Genomic DNA, 21,254 nt, shown 5'->3' with positions numbered 1-21,254 from the left:
CGCTGGTGACATGGCTATCGGCCCACGCTCTCGACGCTCGCTGCCTGCGAGTTACCACAGTCGTGGGTCGCCGCCAATCGCGGGATTGTGGCTCTTTTTCGTAATCTTCTCCGAGCCACCCCGTCTAGACTCCTCGTCACACGTCGAAGGAGAGAACGATGACGAACGAATCGAAGTGCCCCGTCTCGAGCGGCGCGCGCAGGCACACGGTCGCGGGTGCAGGGACCAACGCCGCGTGGTGGCCCAACCAGCTCAACCTGAAGATGCTGCAGCAGCACTCCTCGCTCTCGAACCCCATGCCGAACGCGTTCGACTACGCGGCGGAGTTCAAGACGCTGGACCTCGACGCGGTGGTGAAGGACCTGCACGCGCTCATGACCGACTCGCAGCCCTGGTGGCCGGCCGACTACGGCCACTACGGCCCGCTCTTCATCCGCATGGCGTGGCACAGCGCGGGCACGTACCGCATCGCCGACGGCCGCGGCGGTGGCGGCGCGGGAGCGCAGCGCTTCGCCCCGCTCAACAGCTGGCCCGACAACGGCAACCTCGACAAGGCGCGGCGCCTGCTGTGGCCCATCAAGCGCAAGTACGGCCGCAAGCTGTCCTGGGCCGACTTGATGATCCTGGCTGGCAACGTGGCCATCGAGTCCATGGGCCTGCCCACGTTCGGCTTCGCCGGTGGGCGCGAGGACATCTGGGAGCCCGAGGAAGACATCTACTGGGGCCCCGAGGGCAAGTGGCTGGCCGACGAGCGCTACAGCGGAGACCGCGCGCTCGAGAACCCGCTCGCCGCGGTGCAGATGGGCCTCATCTACGTGAACCCGGAGGGGCCCAATGGCACGCCGGACCCGCTCGGCTCCGCGCGCGACATCCGCGAGACCTTCGCGCGCATGGCCATGGACGACGAAGAGACCGTGGCCCTGACCGCCGGTGGTCACACCTTCGGCAAGGCGCACGGCGCGGGCGACCCGAGCATGTACTGCGGTCCCGAGCCCGAAGGCGCCGGCATCGAGGAGCAGGGCCTCGGCTGGAAGAACAGCATGGGCACCGGCCACGGCGCCAACACCATCACCAGCGGCATCGAAGGCGCCTGGACCCCCAACCCCATCCAGTGGGACAACGGCTACTTCGAGACGCTCTTCGGCTACGAGTGGGAGCTGACCAAGAGCCCGGCCGGCGCGCACCAGTGGAAGCCCAAGGGCACCACGGGCGACGGCACGGTCCCAGACGCGCACGACCCGAGCAAGCGGCACGCCCCCATGATGACCACGGCCGACATGGCCATGCGCGTGGACCCGGCCTACGAGAAGATCTCGCGCCGGTTCTTGGCCGACCCCGCCGCGTTCGCGGACGCGTTCGCGCGTGCGTGGTTCAAGCTCACGCACCGCGACATGGGCCCCGTCACCCGCTACCTCGGGCCGCTCGTGCCCAAGGAAGAGCTCATCTGGCAGGACCCGATCCCCGCCGTGGACCACCCGCTGGTGGACGCGAGCGACATCGCGGCGCTCAAGGCCAAGCTGCTGGCTTCGGGGCTCAGCACAGCGCAGCTGGTTCGCACGGCGTGGGCGTCGGCGTTCACCTTCCGTGGCAGCGACAAGCGCGGCGGGGCCAACGGCGCGCGCATTCGCCTGGCGCCGCAGAAGGACTGGGAGGCCAACCAGCCGGCCGAGCTGCAGCAGGTGCTCGCGAAGCTCACGCAGGTGCAGACGGACTTCAACGCTGCGCAGACCGGCGGCAAGAAGGTGTCCCTCGCGGACCTCATCGTGCTGGGCGGCTGCGCGGCCGTGGAGGACGCCGCCAAGAAGGCGGGCCACCCCGTCAGCGTGCGCTTCTCGCCGGGCCGAATGGACGCCTCGCAGGCACAGACCGACGCGGAGTCCTTCGCCCCGCTCGAGCCGGTGGCCGACGGCTTCCGCAACTTCGTGAAGACGGGCCTCGAAGACATGGCGGCCGAGCTGCTGGTGGACAAGGCCCAGCTGCTCACGCTCAGCGCGCCGGAGCTCACCGTGCTCATCGGTGGCCTGCGCGTGCTGGACGCCAACGTGGGCGGCGCCAAGCACGGCGTGTTCACCACGCGCCCCGGCACGCTCACCAACGACTTCTTCGTGAACCTGCTGGACATGAACACCACCTGGCAGCGCTCTGCCACGCCCGGCGTGCTCGAGGGGCGCGACCGCAGCACCGGCGCCGTGAAGTGGACCGGCACGGTGGTGGACCTGGTGTTGGGCTCCAACTCGCAGCTGCGCGCGCTGGCCGAGGTCTACGCCTGTGATGACGCCCAGGCGGACTTCGTGCGCGACTTCGCGGCAGCGTTCGGCAAGGTGATGCACCTGGACCGCTTCGACCTCGGGTGAGCCGCGCTAGCGGAGCACTCCGCTGGCGCGACGGCACCTGCTCACTCGAAGGAGAAGCAGACTGCCGTTCCGCTGGTGGTGTTGTTGCCGCTCCGGCACTCGACGAGGGAACCGATTGGCGTTTGCAGCGGATCGTTGACCACGACCTGGAACTGATGGTCGTCGTACGCTGAGCCTACTGTCAGGGTGAACTCGGCGGACACGAGCTCGAACTCCCCGGGCAGCAGTGAGCGCGTGGTCGAGACGGTGGTGAAGTACGCCATGGCGGGCGACACACCTCCGTAGAAAGCGACCGGCACGCCGGCGGGCGCGGATGACCAGCCTGCGTTGTAGATCTCCACGTAGACGCGCATCGTGGCGGTGCAGGCCGAGAGATCCACGGACAGGTTGCGCGGCCGGAGGTCCGGTTGGTTCGTGGCGCCAGGCTGCACGTTGAGGCGGAAGTTGTTCAGCGCGCCGATCGTCCAGTTCCGGGTCTCGAAGGTGGGCACCCGACCCGACTCCGTGATGTTGGTGACGTGGTACGAGTGCTGATTCCAGATGCGCCGCGTGCCGATCCAGCCTTCACCCGGGCCGCGGAGCACGCGCACACCCGGGGTGCTCGTGTCCCTGCCGGCCGCCACCTCATCCGCGGTGCACTGGTCCCCGGCCACTGCGGTGCAGGTCGCCATCGTGGTTGCGTTGTTCGTGTTGCTGGCCAGCACGATCTCGGCGTGACCGTTGTCGTCGACGTCGGCGATCACGGGGTACTCCCACAGCGTCGCGCTGGTGTTGCAGCGGCAGTACAGCGTCTCTCCCGTGTCGCCTTCCATCACGCGGAGCCAGACCTGGTCGTTGTACACCACCTCGGCTGCGCCATCGCCGTCGAAGTCGAAGATGCTCGAGCCGGTCTTGCGGGACGAGTCGTCGTTGGTGGCACGATGCCAGAGCTCGCTCATGCGCGCGGCCGGTGTCGCCTGGGCGAGGTCCACGTCGAAGACCACGTAGTTGTAGGCGCCGGCCAGGGCCACCTCGGGACTGGCGTCGCTCGCGTCGAAGTTCCCGATGGTGGGGGGGCCGCCGCCCGCCACGCGGCACACCTGCTGACCGCCGATGGTCTGACAGCTGCCTGCGTCGGTGTCGCCAGAGGGTGGCGTCTCGCGGTTGACGTCGATGGGCCCCGCCAGGATCGCGCCAGTGGCCGCGTTGCGGACCACGAGCCAATGGTCACCCTGATACGCCTGACCACTCGGTGTGGTGCTGCCGTTCAGCCAGGAGGACTCGGCCACCACGAGCTCGGGGGCGCCGTCTCCGTCGAAGTCCGCGAGGGCCGGGTAGCCGTCGTTCCGACAGTTCACACTGTTGGTGCAGTTGCGGTAGTCCCAGAGGGGGGTGAGGCCTGTGGTTGCGTCGAAGTCGAACACCACGTTGCCACCCACCAGCTCGAGCTCCGGGTCACCGTCCACGTTGGCCGCCGTGGTGTAGTCGCACGGGTCATGCGAGTCGCGAACCGTGGCGCCGACGTTGCCGATGCCGTCGCACGTCTCGTGGTCGACGTACGAGCCGTCTGCGCCGTTGACCACCGTGTAGCGCACGAAGACCTCGACCGTCCCGTCGCCGTCGAGGTCCGCGATGCTCGGCCCTGCCTGACCACAACGAACGTTGGTGTCGGACGCGATCCACTTGATCGCGCCCGTGTCCTCGAAGGCGATCAGCGGGCCGGTGGTCGCGCCGTTCGCCGAGCAGGCCACGATCTCCGGACGCCCATCGCCATCGATGTCGGCGATGGCCACCTGGCCGCCGGGGGCCACGTACTGCATGGGGTCCGTGGCGCTCCAGATGTCGTCCCCGGTCGTGCCGTCCACCACGCGCAGGATGCCGTTCTGGGTGTAGCTGCCATCCACGTAGCTGATGAAGACGACGTCCGGGTTGTCCCGCTCATCGATCACGCCGTCGGTGTTGTCGTCCGTGATGTTCGCGACCATCGGCGTCATCATGACTTGGTCCGACGTGGGTGCTTGCAACGAGACGCCAGCGCTGGTCGGCCACTGCCAGACCACCTCGGGAACGACGCTCGAGCCCATGGGCGTGAGCTGACAGGTCTCGCCGCCAGGTTGGGGAAGGCAGGTGCCCCCGTTCACGCTGGGCTCGCAGTACTGGCCGTCTGGGCAGTCGATGAAGTCGGTGCACGAGGTGACCGGGGTGAAGCACGCACCCGATGCACACACCTGCGTGGACCCGCAGCAGATCTCGGCGCCCTCTGCGTTGGAGCAGCGCACCTCCGTGGGCTCGCAGGCGATGTGACAGACCGCGCCGATGCATGTCTCGTCGGTGCCGCAGCAGCGATCACCGCAGGCCGCGCTGAAGGCGCAGCAGACCGTGTTCGGGTCGCAGAACTCGTTGCTCGTGCAGCAGTCGTCGCCACAGGCGAGGCTCGCCCCGGTGCAGGTGCCGCCGTCGTCGCCACCCCCGTCGCGCCCGCTGTCTTCGCCGCCGCCATCGGTCCCGATGTCGTCCCCGCCTGCGTCGCGGCGGGGCACACCGCTCTCGCAGCTACACCCGGGTAGGGTCATCAGACATGCCAGCGAGGCGAGGGCGAAGAGCGTTTTCATGGGGTCCAAGATGCCATGGGTGGCTGGGCGTCGCCATGGGGGTGACGCGCGCGCGAAAGTCGTGATCGCTCTCGGCCGTCACGCCACTACGCTCTCGAAGACTCATGCACCCCTTCGTGACCGCGGCACTCAGTGTCTTGCTCCTCGCGGCGTGCCACGCCCCGGTGGTGGGTGCGCCGCACATCAGCGTCGCACCCACCGAGCGGTGGCGCCCTCACTGGACCATTGTCGGGCACTTCGTGGCCGACCTGGGCGCTTCGCTCCTGGTGCGGCACGCCCGCACCTCCGAGGACGTGACCTTCACGCTGTACAGCGCGAACACCGGCGCGCGCGAGCACGACCTGCCGTGGCTGGCCACTGCGCTGCCTCGCTGGGAGCGCACGTACACGCACCGCTTCACCTTCGCCGGGCCGTGGGTCTCGGTCATCGAGGGCGAGCCGCGCACCGAGACCACGGTCCGCGCGCTCGAGACCGGCGCCATCGCGTGGCGGCAGCCGTGGCCGTCCACCATCCAGCTCTTCGAGGGCGATGACGAGCCGCTCGCGTTCGTGATCGACAGCGCGCAGCCGAGAGTGGGCGTGGTCGCTGTGGCGTCCGGAGTCTGGCGCTGGTCCGCGCCGAAGAGCGCACGCCACGTGACGCTCGTGGCGGTGACCCCGCGCTGGGCGCTCACGTTCGAGAGCGACACGGACGACCCCGAAGTCCCGGGCACGCTGGTGGCGCGGGCCGTGATCGACGGCGCCACCGGCTGGACCGACCGCCTGCCCAACCCGCCCCACGCGCCCATTCGCGTGGAGGCCGATGCGCGCTTCACGGTGGTGGCCCAAGGGGCCGCCTTCGAGGTGCACGCCACCGAAGACGGCCGGCGGCTGAGCCGCGCGGAGCTCGACCAACGCATCGACGACCTGGCCGTCGCGCAGGGGGTGGTTGGCGTCGTCTCGTTCGAGCGGCTGTTCGCGTTCCGCGCCGAGGACGCGACGCTCTCGTGGCGCGACGACGCCCGAGTCGACTGCGTGCACGCCACGGGGGACACGTTCGTGACCGTCGCGAGCCAGGCTGAGTGGCACGAGCGCGACCCCCGCACGGGCGCCCCGCTGTTCGCGCTCGGGGGAGGCCGTTGCGACTGGGAGTTCTCGGCGTGGTCACCCGGCCCGGGGTCCCTAGTGCTGCGTGTCCCCGGCGAGGTCGCCGCGTTCCTGCCGAGTTCGGAACCGTACTCCGCGGCCACCCTGCGTGTGCACGGGCAGCTCACCCTCGAGGGCGTGCCCGTCGCCGGCATCCGCGTGACGCTGGGCGCGCAAGCGACCGCGACCAACGCGCAGGGGCACTTCGAGTTCGCGTTGCGCACTCGCGGGCGGTTCACGCTCGGCTTCGATGCGGAGGCGCTGGCCGAGCACGCTCCCGGGCGATGTCTCGACGCGTTCCACGCTTCGCACCGCTTCGAGCACGATGGAACCGGAGGCGACCGCCGGGCGGATCTGGTGGTGGTCACGTACGAGCCGAACGAACTCACGGGCTGCTCGCCGATGTGAGCCCTCGTCAGCGCCCTCGTGGGCGTGATATCCGATGGGCCCATGAGTGACGCTTGGACTCGTTTCCACGACAGCGTGACGGGCGCCGTGTCTTCGCGCGACAGCCTCGAACAGTTCGACTTGGGCGCGCTCGCCTCCCTCGATGCGGCGGGGCGTGAGCAGGCCGAGGCCTTGCTGGCGTCTCGCCTCGACCACGACGACCCGCGTGTGGTCGCCGCGCTCGCGCAGCTGAGCACGCCGAGCGCGAGCGTCTTGCTGCGAGGCCTCGCCGACCGGCCCGAGGCCTCCTTCATGCGCATCGCCGCGGTGGCGCTGCTCCGCGACGCCGCCGCGATGGCAGACGTGCTCACGCGGACCGGCCGTGACGACCTGCGCATCGCGGCCGCCGTCGCTGCAGCCTCGCTCCCATCCCACGCCGAACTCGATGCTGGGCTGCTGGCCGCCGCGCGCGCTTGCCATGAGCCCACCGCGCGGCACGCGCTCGTGGACGCGGCCCTGACACGGCGCGGTCGCGGCCCCTCGCTGCGCACCCCGCCGGATGCATCGTTCTGGGTGCTGCCGCTGGTGGCGTCGGCGGTGCCGGCCGTGCGCGCGTGGGGGCTCGCCCGCCTCGAAGCCGGTGGGCCGCCCGTTGCACGCCAAGACCCTCGCTACGACCGCTTGCGTGACGCGCTCGGGGACCCTGCAGCCCCTCTCGACGAAGTGCTCACTCCGCTCGCGTCCGACGCAGACGACCGCGCCTGGGCCATCGACGCGCTCGTCTGGCGCCTGGGCAAGGGAGACGCCCGCGCGCCGGCGGCCATGGTCCGGCTGGGTGCGCACGCGGCGCGGCCGGCGCTGGAAGCCGTGGCCCAGAACGCGAGCGGTGACCTCGCCGCGGAGGTCGCGCGCGCGCTCGGGGCGCTCTGAGGTAGGCTCCCCCATGGCGAACGAGGGACTCGAGTACAAGGACGCTGCGTTGCGCGCAGCCCACTGTTGGTTCGGCGTGGACCGTGTGGCGCGCGACGCGGCCACCACGGCATGGAAGCGGCGCGCTCGCTTGCGGCAAGCGCAGTGGCGGGCCGCACGAGGCTTCCCGATGGGCACGCACCCGCACGGCGGCGGCCCGGACGCGAGTGCGGTCGGGAGCCGGCTCGAGCTCGCCTTCGCACGGCAGTCCGGCGTGAACTTCCTCACCACGGGTGCGCTGGCTGCGGTGCGCCAGCGGCTCGCCGCCCCGGAGCGGTTTCAGATGCTCAAAGAGGACCGCCTCTGGGCCGACCTGCTCTCGTCCATGCCCATGTGCTTCAACCTGTTCGGCGACCTGGCGGGGGATGCGGCCGCAGCACAGCGAGCGGTTCGCGCGTGGTGGCCCGACGCGCCCAGCGGTCCCGTGCAGGTCCGCTTCGAGCACTCACCGGGGCGCCGCGACCCCGCGTTCCTCGGCAACCAGAGCGCGTTCGACGTGGCGTTCGAGATCGACGCGGGCGCTGACACGCGCGCCATCGTGGGGGTGGAGACCAAGTACCACGAGCACGCCGCCAAGGAGGCACCACCCAAGCCCGTGGCGCTCGGGCGCTACGTGGAGGTCACGGAGCGCAGCGGGGTGTTCGTGGACGGCTGGCGAGAGCACATCCTCGGCACCGACCTCCAGCAGATCTGGCTGGACCACCTCTTGGTCCTGTCCATGCTGCAGCACCCCTCGCAGCGCTGGCGCTGGGGCCGCTTCGTGCTGGTGTATCCGGCCGACAACCCGAGCTTCGTGTCCGCCGCCGCGCGCTATGCGGCCCTGTTGGCCAACCGCTCCACGTTCGCCGCGACCACGATCGAGGCGCTGCTCGCCACTCGAGGCGCGCTCAGTGGCGAGGGTGTCTCGGCCTTTCGCGAGAGGTATCTGGGATGACGAACGTCACGCTCGCGGGGAGCCCTCGGTGACGCGGCGCGACCGAGCTTGACGGACGTACTCGCAGGCGGTCCCCTCACACCATGGCCAGCACACCCTTCGGGCTCGAGAAGACCTACGTCCACCTCACCGCCGATGGCGGAGCCACGCCCATCCCCGTCACGCCGGACTTCTGGGCCAGCATCGCCACGCGCTACGACCTCGACGAAGGCTTCCTCGTCACGCGCATGCCCATGACGGAAGACTGGCCGCACTGGGAGATGCACCCCGAGGGCGAGGAGGTCGTCATCTTGCTCTCCGGCGCCGTGGACCTCCTGCTGGACGGCGGCACACGCCAATGGACGGTGGAGCTGCGCCCCGAGACCAACACGTGGATCAACCCGCGCGGCGTCTGGCACCGCGGACTGGTGCGTGAGCCGAGCGAGTTGATGTTCATCACCGCAGGGCGCGGCACGCAGCATCGCGCGGCGTGACGCTGCCCGGCCGGACACATGCACACGCCTAGAGGGCTTGCCCCTTCGCAGCATCGAGGGCCTTCCGCAGCTTGGCCGTGGCCACCAGCTGGTACGACTCCCGCACCAGCAGCGCGATCTCCGCCCAGTCGGGGCTCGTGTCGAGCACCACACCAACCCAGCCCTTGGGCCCCACGTACGGCGGGCGAAAGAAGCGCTCAGGGTCGGCCTCCAGCAACGTGAGCTGCCCCTCCAGCGACTGCGGCAGCCACACCGCCAAGTGAGGCGAGCCGTGGTGGTGGTTGTCCAGCATGGCGAACACCTTGTCCTTGCCCGCGAACCACGTTGGCTCCCCGTGCGAGATCTTCTCGTTGGTTTCGGGGAGCGCCATGCAGATCGCGCGGAGCTTCGCGATGGCGGCGTCGTCGGTGCGCTTGGGCATGGCCCTACACTCGGACGCCAGCCACACGCTCGTCAACGCCCTCGCGCCCGTGCGGCTACAACGAGTTCCCGCTCTTCGCCGAGTGGCGTGCGTGGGGCTGGTCGCGCAACCACTACGACCGTGTCGTCCATCTGGCCCACGGCCTGCTCATCGTGGTGCCCGTGCACGAGGTGCTGCGGCACGTGCTCACGCCCGGCGAGAGTCCGCGGCTCGGGCTGTTGATCCGCTACCTTGCCGTGTCGGAGATCATGGGCACCAGCATGGTCTACGAGCTGATCGAGTGGGTGTACGCGGTGAGCTCCAGCACGGACGCCGGGCCCATGTTCCTGGGCGCCCAGGGCGACGCGTGGGACGCGCACAAGGACATGGCGCTGGCCACGGGTGGGGCGGTGTTCGCCGTGACGGTGGGTGCCCTGCGCGAGCGGGACATTCGCGCGGCGTGAGCGAACCTTCGGCTGGTCGCGGTGTCTTACCCGAATCATGTCTGTGGACTGGCGAGAATCACCGACCGAGGCGTGGCGCCGAGCGACCCGGCGCGCGGGGTGGCGTCGCGCGAAGGCCATGCTCGCAGCAGCCTCGGCGTATGCGGCGACCCTTGCTGCCATCGTCGGCGGCTGGGAACTCTACCAGGAGCTCAGATACGTTCTCAGGGGACCACTCGAGCTGTTCCTGGTCTTCGCGATCTTCCTGCTCGTCTTCGGACCACCTGCCCTCGCTGCCCGCGCCGCATACATGCGCGTCATGAACAGCACTCCGACAGTGAGCAGCGCTCCTCCGCCGCACCGCCCGACCACGTTCTGAGGCGTGCTCCAACGACAGTCGCGACGGAAGAAGAAAGCCCCTTGAAGCAAGGCTTCAAGGGGCTGGGTGGGTCATCTCGGACTTGAACCGAAAACCAACGGATTAAGAATCCGCTGCTCTACCGATTGAGCTAATGACCCGGAGGGGAGTGGCACACCCGGTAGGAGTCGAACCTACGACCTGCGGATTCGAAGTCCGACGCTCTATCCAGCTGAGCTACGGGTGCATCGCGTGCAGAGTCTTTGGTCCGCCCTCTCGGGGGAGCCGCAGCTTCGTTTCGCGAAGCAAGACAAGTTATTTCAAGGGGACGAAGGGGCCGAGCGAACTCGGAGAATCTGGGGTGAGTGACGGGGCTTGAACCCGCGACCACCGGAGCCACAATCCAGTGCTCTACCACTGAGCTACACCCACCAGAGGAGGTTGGCGCGGACTATAGCGGCGGAACGCGGGTTGGCAAGTCCTATCCCGATGGTTCTGCATCGGTGCGCGCAGGCGCTCCGCGAGGGGTCACGAGGCGCCCTTGCTGGTACCGCCGACGCGCCCACTCGGCCATCGCGATGCCTGCCGACACGGCGATCGGGTAGCTGTGGTTGATGCCGTACATGGGGATGGCCACCACCTGACGGGCGGCGGCCAGGATCTCGGGCGCGCAGCCGTCGTCCTCGTTGCCGAACACCAGCACCGCGTCTTCGGGCAGGTCGGCGTCCCACAGGCCCACGCTGGACGCGTCCTTCTCGAACGCGACCAGCGGCCACTGCTCGCGCGCGGCGTGCGCCAGGAACGCCTCGGTGCTGGGCAGCTCCACGATGTTCTCGTAGCGCTGCATGCCCATCGCGGCGCGCGGGTACCACGGCTCGCTGCCGATCAGCACGATCTCGCGCGCCAGGAACGAGTGCGCGGTGCGGATGATGGCGCCGATGTTGAACGGGTTCTTGGCGCGGTCCACGGCCACGCGGAAGGGGTGCCGGATCTCCTCCAGCATCTCGCGAATCTCGTCGCGCGGCATGTCGAACGGGGGCACGTGCGCCATGGGGTCTCCTCACTCCGGGCTGGTGTGCCGCTCCAGGATGGCGATCTTCTGCCAGATCTTGCGCTGCAGGCCGATGGTCATCTGCTCGAGGTCGGTGACCGCCTCGAGCGACTGGTCGTCCTCGAAGCCCTCGCAGTAGAGCGCGGCGATCTTGCCGATGAGGCTGAGCATCTCGGTGCAGTAGTCGAGGTAGCGGCTCATCTCGAAGGCCGTCAGGCGCCGCACCGGCGAGCTCTCGGTGGTCTCGTAGGTGGCCTCGAGCGCGTCGGGGTTCTTGGTCAGCTGGTGCACGTCTACCAGGTGCCCGAGCGTGCGCAGCTGCTGCACCGCGGCGAAGACCTTGGCCCGCTTGGCGCGGCGCTCCACCGAGAACAGGAAGAAGATGGCGGCGCCCAGCAGCACCACGTCGTTCACGGCGGCCTCGCTCACCTGGACGAACTCGGCCAGCCCGAAGCGCGCGTTGGGGTCGCCGTTCTTCAAAGCGGCCACCACCGCGAACAGGCTGCCGCCCAGGATGAGCGCCACCACGGCCACGCTCAGCGCGCGCAGCTTGTGGTTGGGGCGGGCGATCCACTCGCTGCGCTCCTTGGCGTCCGAGGCCAGCTGCACCAGCTCTTTGCTCAGGCGCGAGAGGCCGCTGTCCGGGAAGCGCTCGTGCACGCGGCGGGCGAGCAGCTCCGCGGTGCTCACGAGCTTGAGCGGGTCGAGGCGGGACAGTTCGGTCATGGCTCGCGGAGGGTAGCACTGAGCGCGAGGTCCGGCGGCCGCCACCCCTGCGCCGGCGGGGGAGGGTGCTGCCCGCGCGGAGCGGGAGCGCTGCATGCCTGAATTCTGGGCGATTGACGCGCACCGGGCGCCGCTACGAGCTGGCACGTGGCGTGAAGAGGGTGCTGCCCATGCTCGCCACCGCACACGCAGGCTGCCTCATTGGCATCGACGCCCACCCCGTCCAGGTGGAGGTGCAGGTGGGCACGGGCCTGCCCGGCTTCGACATCGTGGGGCTGCCCGAGCGTGGTGTGCGCGAGAGCCGGGTGCGCGTGAAGTCCGCGCTGCAGGCCTTCGGCTTCAAGCTGCCGCCGCGCCAGCTGGTGCTGAACCTGGCACCCGGGGACCTGCGCAAGACGGGCGCGGGCTACGACCTGGCCATCGCCGTGGCGGTGCAGGCCGCGTGCGAGACGGTGGACCCGAGCGCGCTGGTGGGCACGCTGTTGCTGGGGGAGCTGTCGCTCTCGGGTGCGCTGCGGCCGGTGCGCGGCGTGCTCAGCCAGCTGCGCGGGGCGCGTGAGCGCGGCATGCGGCGCGCGGTGGTGCCCATCGCCAACGCAGCCGAGGCGTCGCTCGCCACGGGCATCGAGGTGTACGTGGCCGAGTGCCTGAGCGAGGTGGTGCGCTTCCTGAACGGGCAAGACGGCCTGCCCAAGGCCACGGCGCGCACTGCCGTGGAGGGCAGCCCCAGCGCCACGGACATGTCCGACGTGCGCGGCCAGGCGGGCGCGCGGCGTGCGCTCGAGATCGCGGCGGCGGGAGCCCACAACCTCTTGCTGCTGGGCCCTCCCGGTGGCGGCAAGACCATGCTGGCGCGGCGCCTGGTGACGCTCCTGCCCGAGCCCACACCGGAAGAGGCCATGGAGATCGCCACCGTGGCCAGCGCCGCCGGCATCTACGCGGGCGCCACGCGCGCGGCGGTGCGCAGGCCGTTTCGCGCGCCACACCACACCGCCAGCGCGGCGGCGCTCATCGGCGGCGGCGACCCGATTCAGCCCGGCGAGGTGACGTTGGCGCACGGCGGCGTGCTCTTCTTGGACGAGCTGCCCGAGTTTCGGCGTGACGTGGTGGAGACGCTGCGCACCACCATGGAGTCCGGCGAGGTGAGCATCGCGCGGGCGCGCTGCCGCGTGTCCATGCCGGCCGACCCGCTGGTGGTGGCGGCCATGAACCCGTGCCCCTGCGGCTTTGCCGGGGACACCGAGCGCATCTGCGCGTGCACGCCCGAGCAGGTGGCCCGCTACCGCGCGCGCGTCTCGGGCCCGCTGCTGGACCGCTTCGACATGCACGTGGAGGTGCCGCGCGTGCGCGCCAAGGACCTGCGCGAGGCCCAGATCGGCGAGGGCTCGGCCGCCATTCGCGCGCGTGTGATCGAGGCGCGCCGGCACGTGCTGCCGCGCCAGGTGGACCTGCCCACCCTGCACCGCGTGACCGACGCGAGCAGCCTGCAGCTGCTGGACCGCGCGGTGGAGAAGCTGGGGCTCTCGGCCCGCGGCTACGTGAAGGCGCTGCGCGTGGCCCACACCATCGCGCGCCTCGAGGGCCGTGACGTGGTGGGCACCGCGCACGTGGCCGAGGCGGTGCAGTACCGGCGCTTGGACCGCCGCGAGAGCGCCTGAGCGGCGCGCCCGTTCTTCGCCGACTGCTGCGCGGCGGCGATGAATCGATTCGGCGTGTCCGCACAGGGCGGCGCGCTCGTCAACACCGGAGCAACGACAGATGACCCTCAAAGACAAACTCAAGGCCTTGGATCAAGCACTTCGTGACGTGGAGAAGCAGTTCGGCAAGGGCTCGCTCATGCGGCTGGGCGAGCGCCCGGCGGTGAGCGTGCCCAGCATCTCCACGGGCTGCCCCTCGCTCGACGTGGCGCTCGGCGTGGGTGGCTACCCGCGCGGGCGCGTGGTGGAGATCTACGGCCCCGAGGCCAGCGGCAAGACCACCCTCACGCTGCACGCCATCGCGGAGTGCCAGCGCGGCGGCGGCGTGGCGGCCTTCATCGACGCCGAGCACGCGCTCGACACCAACTACGCGCGCGCCCTGGGCGTGGACGTGGACGCCCTGCTCGTGAGCCAGCCCGACAACGGCGAGCAGGCGCTCAACATCGCCGAGACGCTGGTGCGCAGCGGCGCGGTCGACCTCCTGGTGGTGGACTCGGTGGCGGCGCTGGTGCCGCAGGCCGAGATCGAGGGCGACATGGGCCAGAACCACGTGGGCCTGCAGGCGCGCCTCATGAGCCAGGCGCTGCGCAAGATCACGGGCGTGTGCCACTCCACCGAGACCACGATCATCTTCATCAACCAGCTGCGCATGAAGATCGGCGTGATGTTCGGCTCGCCCGAGACCACCACGGGCGGCAACGCGCTCAAGTACTACTCGAGTGTGCGCCTGGACGTGCGCCGCATCGCCGCGCTCAAGACGGGCGACGAGGTCATCGGCAACCGCACGCGCGTGAAGGTGGTGAAGAACAAGCTCGCGCCGCCCTTCCGCAACGTGGAGTTCGACATCCGCTACGGCACCGGCATCGACGCGGTGGGCGACCTGCTGGACACGGGCGCGACGCTCGGCCTGGTGGAGAAGAACGGCGCCTACTTCTCGTTCGAGGGCACGTCGCTGGGCCAGGGTCGCGAGAAGGCGCGCGTGTCGCTGATCGAGTCGGCGCCGCTCAGCACGCGGCTGCGCGCCGCGGTGGCGCAGCACGGGACGCCGCTGTCGGTGTCCACGCCCGCGAGCCCCAGCGAGATCGAGGCGCTGGGTGTGGCGAAGGTGGACCCCAAGGCCGACCCGAAGGGCAAGAAGGCCGCGTAGCCACGCGCTCGCCCGCCGGCACCGCCGGCCACCCGCCGCCCATGCAAGACTGACGCGTGGTGCCCGGGTGGTCGGCTCAGCCGAAGTCGTCGCAGCGCCACTCGAGGCCCACGCGCTCGACCCGCGGTGCGCCGTCCCGCGCCGCCGTGCGCATGACCAGGCGCACCTCCACCACACCACCGGTGGGCAGCGACAGGTCCACGGGCACCTCGCCGCCCGGCAGCAGCAGCACCTGCTCGAAGCTGACCGCCGCGAGCCCGGCGGCGGTCGTGGCGTGTCGCAGCCAGACCTCCACGCTCGAGTCCGCGCCTGCCAGCCAGCTCACGTGCAAGCGGTCCCAGCGCGTCAGCTCGTTGCCGCAGCCCATGAACACGTGGCTCGCCGTGCCCTCCGGCGCGGCCACCCCCAAGAGCCGCCCGCCGCTCAAGTCTCCCTGCGCGTGCGGCAGCGTGCCCAGGTCCACGCTGGCCATGGGCGCCCCCGTGGTGGCGTTCAGCGCGCTGGCTCGCCCGCGCGACACCCCGAAGGACTCTTGGCTGCTCACCAGCCAGATGCGGCCCGCAGCATCAGCCGCTGCGCCCAGCGTCTCGATCGGCCCGCCCAGGTCTACGGTCTGCATCACGCGCAGCGGGTCGAGCGCCAGTCGGGACGCGCGCCCGTCGGTGTGCGCAACCCACGCACCACCTGCCGTGATGGCCACGCTGCGCGGGCTGGGCAGGGTCTCGAGGCGCCGGAAGGTGCGCGCCGCCGGGTCGTGCAGGGTCACCTGGTCGCACGAGAAGCCGCTCATCAGCAGGCGCCCATCGGCGTCGGCGGCCAGCCCATAGAGCAAGTAGCAGGCGAGAGGCACGGCCTCTACGGTGAGCTCCCCCACGCGCCCGCGCGGCAGCGTCAGCAGGTAGCCGTCGCGCGAGATGGCGTAGAGGTTGCCGAACGCGTCGAACGTGGCCTCGTAGGGCTGAAAGCCGGGGGTCTCCACACGCTCGCGCAGCTCGCCGGTCTCGCCGTCCAGGTGCAGGAACGCTTCGCCGTGGTGCAGGCCCACCCACACGTCGCCGCCCGACTCCACTCCGTCGAAGTTGGTAAGGCTTCCGTCCAGCGCGATGGCGCGGCCCACCTCGTTCACGCCGCCGATGGGCACGGTGAACAGCACGCACTCATCATTTGGCAGGGCCACCAGCGGGTCCGTGGATGTCTCGATGGTGCCCGACATGTCGCGATCCACGCAGCGGTCGAGGTCGGTCGTGATCTTGCGCAGCGTGGAGATGCCGCCGAACTCGCGGTTCACCACGAAGACGTCGCCGCGCCAGTCGACGGCCACCCGGGTGGGCTCGCTGCCGCCGCTCTCGTAGAGCGCCACGGCCTCGGCGCTCTGCACGTCGATGCGCGTGACGGTGTTGTCGTTGGTGTTGGGCACGAACAGGGACTCGGACGCGAGCGGGGTGCGCGCGAGCGTGAGCCAGCCCTCGCGGGTGAGCGCCGTGCCAGCGCTCGCCTCGCCCTCGAACGGGGCCTCGCCTTCGCCCCACACGCCGCCCACACAGCGCGCGTCGCAGCCTCCACACGGGCTGCGCACGCCGTCGTCCACCCGCCCATCGCAGTCCTGGTCGCTGCCGTCGCAGACCTCCGGCACTGGGAGCGTGGCGTTGCGGCACGCGCCCCAGAAGCCGCTGGTGCACACGCTGGTGCCCGCGCGGCACAGGCCCACGTCCTCGGTGACGGCGTCTGCGGGGAAGCACCCCGTGGTGGCCAGCACCACGCACGGGCAGCCGGTGGCCAGCGGGTTGGCCTCGCAGTCGGGCGGCGGGACGGCCTCGCAGTCGGTGTTGCGCGCGGCGTTCCGGTCGTCGCAGTCGGGGCGCCCGCAGTGCCGGCCAAAGCCGTCCAAGTCTTGGTCGATGCAGCGCGACGAGCCGCAGCCCGGCACGAGCCCCGCCACGCCGAGCACGGCCAGCAGCGTGAGTCGGCGAACATGCGCAGCCCACAGCGTGTGTGCGCGAGGGAGCAAAGGTGGCGCACGCCGCTCGCGGCTCGGTTCGATGCCTCCTGCTTGCCAGAACGCGGGCGGCACGTCCAATCCTGATCTCCGTGGAGTCTGCATCGGTGCGCGTCCTGGCACTCCCGGAACGTGCCGTGGTGATGCGTCCATTCGCCTCTAGCGCGTCGGCTCTTCGTCGTCTGGCGATCGGTCGCGGAACGGCTCGCCCTGCGTGGGGGAAGCCTCGCTGGGTGCGCTCTCCTCGGGTGGCGCATCGACGGCCGCAGAGGTCGCTGCGGCGGGACCCTCGGCCAACGTCTCACTCGGTGACGGCACCGACTCCGCTGCGGGCCCGTCGGTGGTGGGCAAGCTCGTCTGCGCTTCTGGCATCGCCGTGGGGGGCGCTGGGATTCCAGCGGCGCGGTGCGCGTGGCCGAAGTGCCGATGGCGCGGGGGAGCGCCCTCCGGGCGGAACAGCCCGCCGTCCTTGAAGCTGCCCCAGCCCCAGCGCGCCCACTTCACCAGCGACACCGCCAGCCACAGCGCCCACACGAACATGAGCGCGCGGAACACCCACACGGGTAGCGTCAGCAGCGTGGCCGTGGGCAGCTCGCCCTCGCTGCGGTCCACGAAGAAGCGCAGGTGCTGGTCCCAGCACTCCGGCCCCTGAATGCTCATCTGCGGGTCGCCCAACAGACCGGCCTGCACCGCCCAGACCATCAGCCCGAACGTCATCAGCGTGTACCCGATGATGAACAGCTGCCGCAGCGCGAACCACGCGGGGCTCGCGACGTCCGTCGACTTGCGCGACTCGAGCACGAAGAACCAGCCCACAACGAAGAGCGCCCCCACCGGGTGGATCTGTGTGAGCCCCACCAGCAACAGCGCCCAGTCGTGCGGGCGTGGCGGCAGGTCGCGGCGCCGCGAGAGCCCGAAGGCCAGCACCAGCACCAGCGCCAGGTACGGCCAGAACAACACGGCAGGGCCCCAGCCCGAGCCGCTCACCCACAAGAACCAGCGGTCCGCGCCGCCCTCCACGATCAGCTCGGCGTTCACCACGGTGTGGTCCAGCGTGATGCGCGGCGTCTCGTAGGCCGTGTCCCAGCCGCGGCTCTCCTGCCACGTGAGCACCACGGTGTGGGACCCGGGCTGGAGCGCGATGACCACCTCGTCGCCCTCGCGCTGGAGCGGCCGGGTGACCTGGTCCACGGTGAGCGCGCGCACGTCGGTGGCGCTCGGCACGGTGAGGCGCAGCGAGGTGCTCACGCTGGTGCGCACGCTCAGCTCGAGGGTGCTGGATGACAGCCGTACACCCGGACGAACCGTGAGCATGGCGCGGTCCACCGTGATGGACTGCCCGGGCGCTGCCCCGGGGCGCGTCATGGTCAGCACCAGGGTCTCGCCCGGCCACGGCTGGAAGCGCGGCTCCCAGCTGGTGCCCGACGCGCTCTCGGTGGCGGACAGGCCCGCGCTCTCGCAGTGCCAGAGGGCGCTGCAGGCCAGTATCCACACCTCGGAGAGGCGGCCTTCACGCGGGGCCGCCAGCGACACGGTCTCCGCGGGCTCGAGCGTGGAGGTCCAGCTCAGCTCGGTGGCGTTCTGACCCAGCGTCACCAACACCAGGCCACCTTCCACCGTGACGCGCGAGTCCGTCACCGACTCACCGGGCAGCAGCGGGATGCGCGCCACGGCCGGCGCGTTCGCTGGCGAGCGGCGGCGCACGGTGGACGTCAGCGTCCAGCGCACCCCGATGTCGAGGCGCCGCTCGATCTCGAGCCACGTCGGCAGGTCCGCACGAATCGCGGCATCAGCACCAGGCTGGGTGACCAACAGGCGGCGCAGCTGGATGGACTCGGGGGCGCTCGTCTCGGCGGACAGGCCGTCCACCTCCCAGCCCTCGGCCGACACGCTGAGCGTGCGCGGCACACGACCGAACGCGAGCGTGATGGCGTCGCGCCCCGCGAGCGGGCCCTCCATGCGCAGCACGTGCACGCCTTCGGGGACGCGCGCGTGCAGGAAGCCGCTCGGCAGGCGCACCACGGCGTTGGTGGCCCGGCCGTCGAGCGTGACCAGCGAGGGAGCCCAGGTGCCGCTCGGGCCAGGCAGCGGATAGGACGCGTTGGCGGCCGCGCTCACCTCGAGCTCGGCGATCAGCGTGTCGCCCTCGATGCGAATGGTGAGGCGGTTGGCGTCGGCGCAGCGCTCGCACGGGGGCGGTTGCGTGAGGCGCGTGCGCAGCTCGCCCAGCAGCTCGGGGGAGGGCGTCTGGGCACGCGCGGGGGTCGCCCATGCGCTCGCGCCCAGCATGAGCAGCACCGCCACGGCTGCCACGGCGCCTACGGTTGCCGGCGTGGGCGAGGCTTCACTCACGGGGCTTTCGGGTGCGTTCGGGGCTCCTTCGTCACTCGGCGTGCTGGGCGCCTGCGGTCGCAGACGCACCACCAAGGCCAACAGCGCGAGCGCCAGCACCGCCCGCAGGAGCGCGACCAACCGCGTGAGCCAGGGCGGGCTCAGCATCAGGTCGATGCGGTGCTCGCGCGACACGGGGCCGTCGAACGCCAGCGTGTAGCTGCTCCAGCTCCAGGTGGGCACGCCGAAGCCGGTCTGCACCACGGCGCTCGGGTCCAGCCACATCGAATTCGAACCGTAGTCCATGCGTCCGGAGGGCGAGGAAGACCCGCTGCCCCCGAGGAGGTCGTCGATGCCACGGCTTCGGCTGTGTTCCTCGCTTCGGAATTCGATCTCTGCCGCGGGGGCTTCGCTAGGGGCCACCGCAGCGGGTGCAAACGAGTCCGCGCCCGATCCCCCCGACTCGCGTTCATCCAAGTCCCACACCTCGCCACCCGCGGACGACGCATAGCCCTGCGCGGGCGCCAGCTGCGGGTAGAGCGCGTTCTTCACTTCCGAGCCCGCGAACAACACCACCATCACAACGGCCGCCACCATCACGGCCAGGTAGCCCCAGCGCAGCCAGCGCTCGAAGCGGCGGCCGTCGAGCGCGCGATGCACCGCCAAGAACACCGCCAGCGTCAGCCATATCCAGCGGGGCGCCTCATCGATGTGCAGCGCCAGGCCCACGCCCACGAACGCCACTGCGCCGGCCTGCCAGCCGAGGACGCGCCCCACGGCGGCGGTGATCAGCAGCAGCGCGAAGAACCCCAGCAGCGTCCAGCGCTCCACCCACGTGCCCGGCGCGCGGTCCACGCTGCCTGCGTGGATCAGCTCCCAGCCCGGCGGCAGGTTCAGCGTGGTGGTGGACGACTGCGCGTCCTCGGACCAGCCCACCGCCGGCAGCGACGCGTGGCCAGACTCCACGCGCCACTCGGCGGTGAGCGCTGACTGCGTGGCGCGCAGCTCCACACCAGGGCGTCCGTCCTCGGTGGCCAGCGTGATCAGCTGGTCGCTGCCCGCCAGGCTCACGCGGCCGAGCGTGCCCTCACTCAGCTCGAGCCGATGCGCGCTGTGCATCTGGAACGACACGTGGTCCTGCACCGAATAGCCCGTGCCGTTCACGTCCAGCCACGCCGTGCGACTCACCTCGAGCTCGTTGGGCGGGGGCGTGGGCTCTCCGCGGCGCGTGGTGCTCAGCGTGAACGTGCTCTCGCTCCCCACCAGGTAGGCCGAGTAGCTGCGCCAGTCGTCCGGCAGCGAGGTGCGCGCCGGGTCGATGCCGTCCGCGCCGCTGATCTCCACTTGGCGGAAGCTCTCGTTGGGCACCCACACCCAGACCTCTTGCGCGGGCCACGGCAGCTCGAGCGCTGGGCGCCGATAGGTGGTCTCGGGGTTGGCCACCAGCGCGGTCACCATCACCGTGAACTCCCCCGCGCGCAGCTGCAGGCTGAGCTCGCCGCTGGCCATCAGGCGCACCGGAAGGTCGGCGGTCACCTCGATGGGCACGGCGCCGTCTGGGAGTATGTCGCCCAGGGCCAGCTCGCGCGCGCGCCCCGCAGCACGCACCACGATGCGCGTGGTGAGCGTGACGGGTGAGCCGTCGTCCAGGCGCCGATGCACCTCGAGCGTCACGCGGTCCTCGCCCAGCGTCTCGCTCTCGCGCGCGCGCAGCCACACCTCGCCGTTGGTGCCGCGGTTCGCCACGCTGCTCACGCCGTCTTCCACCAGCAGCACGCGCGCCACCTCGCTCGGCACGCTCAAGGTCTCGGGCGGCGTGGTCCAGCTGAAGCGGCCCTCGATGCGGTGCTCGCCCGCGTCCACCCACACCAGCGACTGACCACCCTCGGTCAGCACCACCGCCGGGCGCCCGTCCAAGCGCACGTCCACGGGCTGGATGCGCTCGCTGCCCGGGAGCGCAAAGGCGTGCCGCCGGTCGCTCGAGCCCAGCAGCGTGAACGTGGCGCCACCCTCGCCCACCTCGATGCGCAGCTCACCGGGCCACACGCAGATGGGGTCGCGCGTGCGGTCCGAGTCGGTCGCGGCCGTGGCCAGGGTGCAGCCGTAGAGCGGGGCGTCGGCCAGCACCCAGGGCACCCAGGGGGTCAGCACCTCGGGTACGGGCACCGGGGGCTGCTGAGCGCTGGCCGCGCTGACCCCCAGCACGGAGAGAGACAGCCCGAGGGCGACCAACGAGAGTGAGCGGCGCATGCGCAGGATGGTACACCCTGCGG

Annotated in this window: 15 protein-coding genes and 3 tRNA genes; 9 read left to right on the top strand and 9 right to left on the bottom strand. The window is 70.8% G+C overall.

The features are described 5' to 3' along the window. The first annotated feature begins 158 nt into the window (after nt 1-158). Entirely contained in the window at nt 159-2,354 is a 2,196-nt protein-coding gene (gene katG, locus IPI43_11025; protein MBK7774650.1) for a catalase/peroxidase HPI, read from the top strand. A 41-nt stretch (nt 2,355-2,395) separates the two neighbouring features. On the opposite strand, the gene IPI43_11020 is transcribed toward katG, so the two are convergent. After that, on the bottom strand, nt 2,396-4,945 hold the full coding sequence (locus tag IPI43_11020) for a VCBS repeat-containing protein (protein MBK7774649.1): 2,550 nt from the start codon (nt 4,943-4,945) through the stop codon (nt 2,396-2,398). A gap of 104 nt (nt 4,946-5,049) precedes the next feature. Here IPI43_11020 and IPI43_11015 point away from each other — a divergent pair, with 104 nt between their 5' ends. The 4 genes from IPI43_11015 (at nt 5,050) to IPI43_11000 (ending at nt 8,832) form a co-directional block, all read left to right on the top strand. Beyond that, complete coding sequence (locus tag IPI43_11015) at nt 5,050-6,477, top strand: hypothetical protein (protein ID MBK7774648.1); 1,428 nt, start codon at nt 5,050-5,052, stop codon at nt 6,475-6,477. A gap of 42 nt (nt 6,478-6,519) precedes the next feature. After that, complete coding sequence (locus IPI43_11010) at nt 6,520-7,386, top strand: hypothetical protein (GenBank protein ID MBK7774647.1); 867 nt, start codon at nt 6,520-6,522, stop codon at nt 7,384-7,386. A 13-nt stretch (nt 7,387-7,399) separates the two neighbouring features. Then, entirely contained in the window at nt 7,400-8,359 is a 960-nt protein-coding gene (locus IPI43_11005) for a hypothetical protein (protein ID MBK7774646.1), read from the top strand. Between the two features lie 83 nt (nt 8,360-8,442). Next, nucleotides 8,443-8,832 (top strand): hypothetical protein, encoded by a 390-nt coding sequence (locus tag IPI43_11000; GenBank protein ID MBK7774645.1) that lies wholly within the window; start codon nt 8,443-8,445, stop codon nt 8,830-8,832. 28 nt (nt 8,833-8,860) lie between these two features. On the opposite strand, the gene IPI43_10995 is transcribed toward IPI43_11000, so the two are convergent. Beyond that, the gene (locus tag IPI43_10995) at nt 8,861-9,253 is read right to left on the bottom strand and encodes an MmcQ/YjbR family DNA-binding protein (protein MBK7774644.1); all 393 of its coding nucleotides are present in this window, start codon (nt 9,251-9,253) and stop codon (nt 8,861-8,863) included. On the opposite strand from IPI43_10995, the gene IPI43_10990 reads away from it, so the two are divergent. Together IPI43_10990 and IPI43_10985 are read left to right on the top strand one after the other, a co-directional pair. Next, on the top strand, nt 9,157-9,696 hold the full coding sequence (locus IPI43_10990; GenBank protein MBK7774643.1) for a DUF2238 domain-containing protein: 540 nt from the start codon (nt 9,157-9,159) through the stop codon (nt 9,694-9,696). The genes IPI43_10995 and IPI43_10990 overlap by 97 nt on opposite strands. Nucleotides 9,697-9,814: 118 nt before the next feature. After that, the gene (locus tag IPI43_10985; protein ID MBK7774642.1) at nt 9,815-10,054 is read left to right on the top strand and encodes a twin-arginine translocase TatA/TatE family subunit; all 240 of its coding nucleotides are present in this window, start codon (nt 9,815-9,817) and stop codon (nt 10,052-10,054) included. Nucleotides 10,055-10,121: 67 nt separating this feature from the next. On the opposite strand, the gene IPI43_10980 is transcribed toward IPI43_10985, so the two are convergent. The 5 genes from IPI43_10980 to IPI43_10960 form a co-directional block, all read right to left on the bottom strand. Next, nucleotides 10,122-10,194 (bottom strand) — tRNA-Lys (locus IPI43_10980). A gap of 9 nt (nt 10,195-10,203) precedes the next feature. Next, a tRNA-Arg gene (locus IPI43_10975) sits at nt 10,204-10,280 on the bottom strand. Between the two features lie 110 nt (nt 10,281-10,390). Further along, nucleotides 10,391-10,465, bottom strand: a tRNA-His gene (locus IPI43_10970). A gap of 49 nt (nt 10,466-10,514) precedes the next feature. Continuing rightward, nucleotides 10,515-11,084: a TrmH family RNA methyltransferase gene (locus IPI43_10965; protein MBK7774641.1), complete on the bottom strand. Its 570-nt coding sequence runs from the start codon at nt 11,082-11,084 to the stop codon at nt 10,515-10,517. 9 nt (nt 11,085-11,093) lie between these two features. Beyond that, nucleotides 11,094-11,810, bottom strand: a complete 717-nt coding sequence (locus IPI43_10960; GenBank protein ID MBK7774640.1) for a hypothetical protein — start codon at nt 11,808-11,810, stop codon at nt 11,094-11,096. Between the two features lie 170 nt (nt 11,811-11,980). Between IPI43_10960 and IPI43_10955 the strand changes: the two genes are divergently transcribed. After that, complete coding sequence (locus IPI43_10955) at nt 11,981-13,468, top strand: YifB family Mg chelatase-like AAA ATPase (protein MBK7774639.1); 1,488 nt, start codon at nt 11,981-11,983, stop codon at nt 13,466-13,468. A gap of 100 nt (nt 13,469-13,568) precedes the next feature. Then, on the top strand, nt 13,569-14,654 hold the full coding sequence (recA, locus tag IPI43_10950; GenBank protein MBK7774638.1) for a recombinase RecA: 1,086 nt from the start codon (nt 13,569-13,571) through the stop codon (nt 14,652-14,654). A gap of 76 nt (nt 14,655-14,730) precedes the next feature. Here recA and IPI43_10945 read toward each other — a convergent pair whose 3' ends face one another. Continuing rightward, nucleotides 14,731-16,725 carry a hypothetical protein gene (locus tag IPI43_10945; GenBank protein ID MBK7774637.1) on the bottom strand — a complete coding sequence of 665 codons (1,995 nt, stop codon included), beginning with the start codon at nt 16,723-16,725 and terminating at the stop codon, nt 14,731-14,733. 84 nt (nt 16,726-16,809) lie between these two features. After that, nucleotides 16,810-21,231 carry a hypothetical protein gene (locus tag IPI43_10940; GenBank protein ID MBK7774636.1) on the bottom strand — a complete coding sequence of 1,474 codons (4,422 nt, stop codon included), beginning with the start codon at nt 21,229-21,231 and terminating at the stop codon, nt 16,810-16,812. Nucleotides 21,232-21,254 lie beyond the last annotated feature (23 nt).

Source organism: Sandaracinaceae bacterium (assembly GCA_016706685.1).
In the GTDB taxonomy this organism is placed as follows: domain Bacteria; phylum Myxococcota_A; class Polyangia; order Polyangiales; family Houyiibacteriaceae; genus JADJJE01.
The sequence above is the reverse complement of the archived record's forward strand: the minus strand, read 5'-3'. Positions and strand labels throughout refer to the sequence as shown.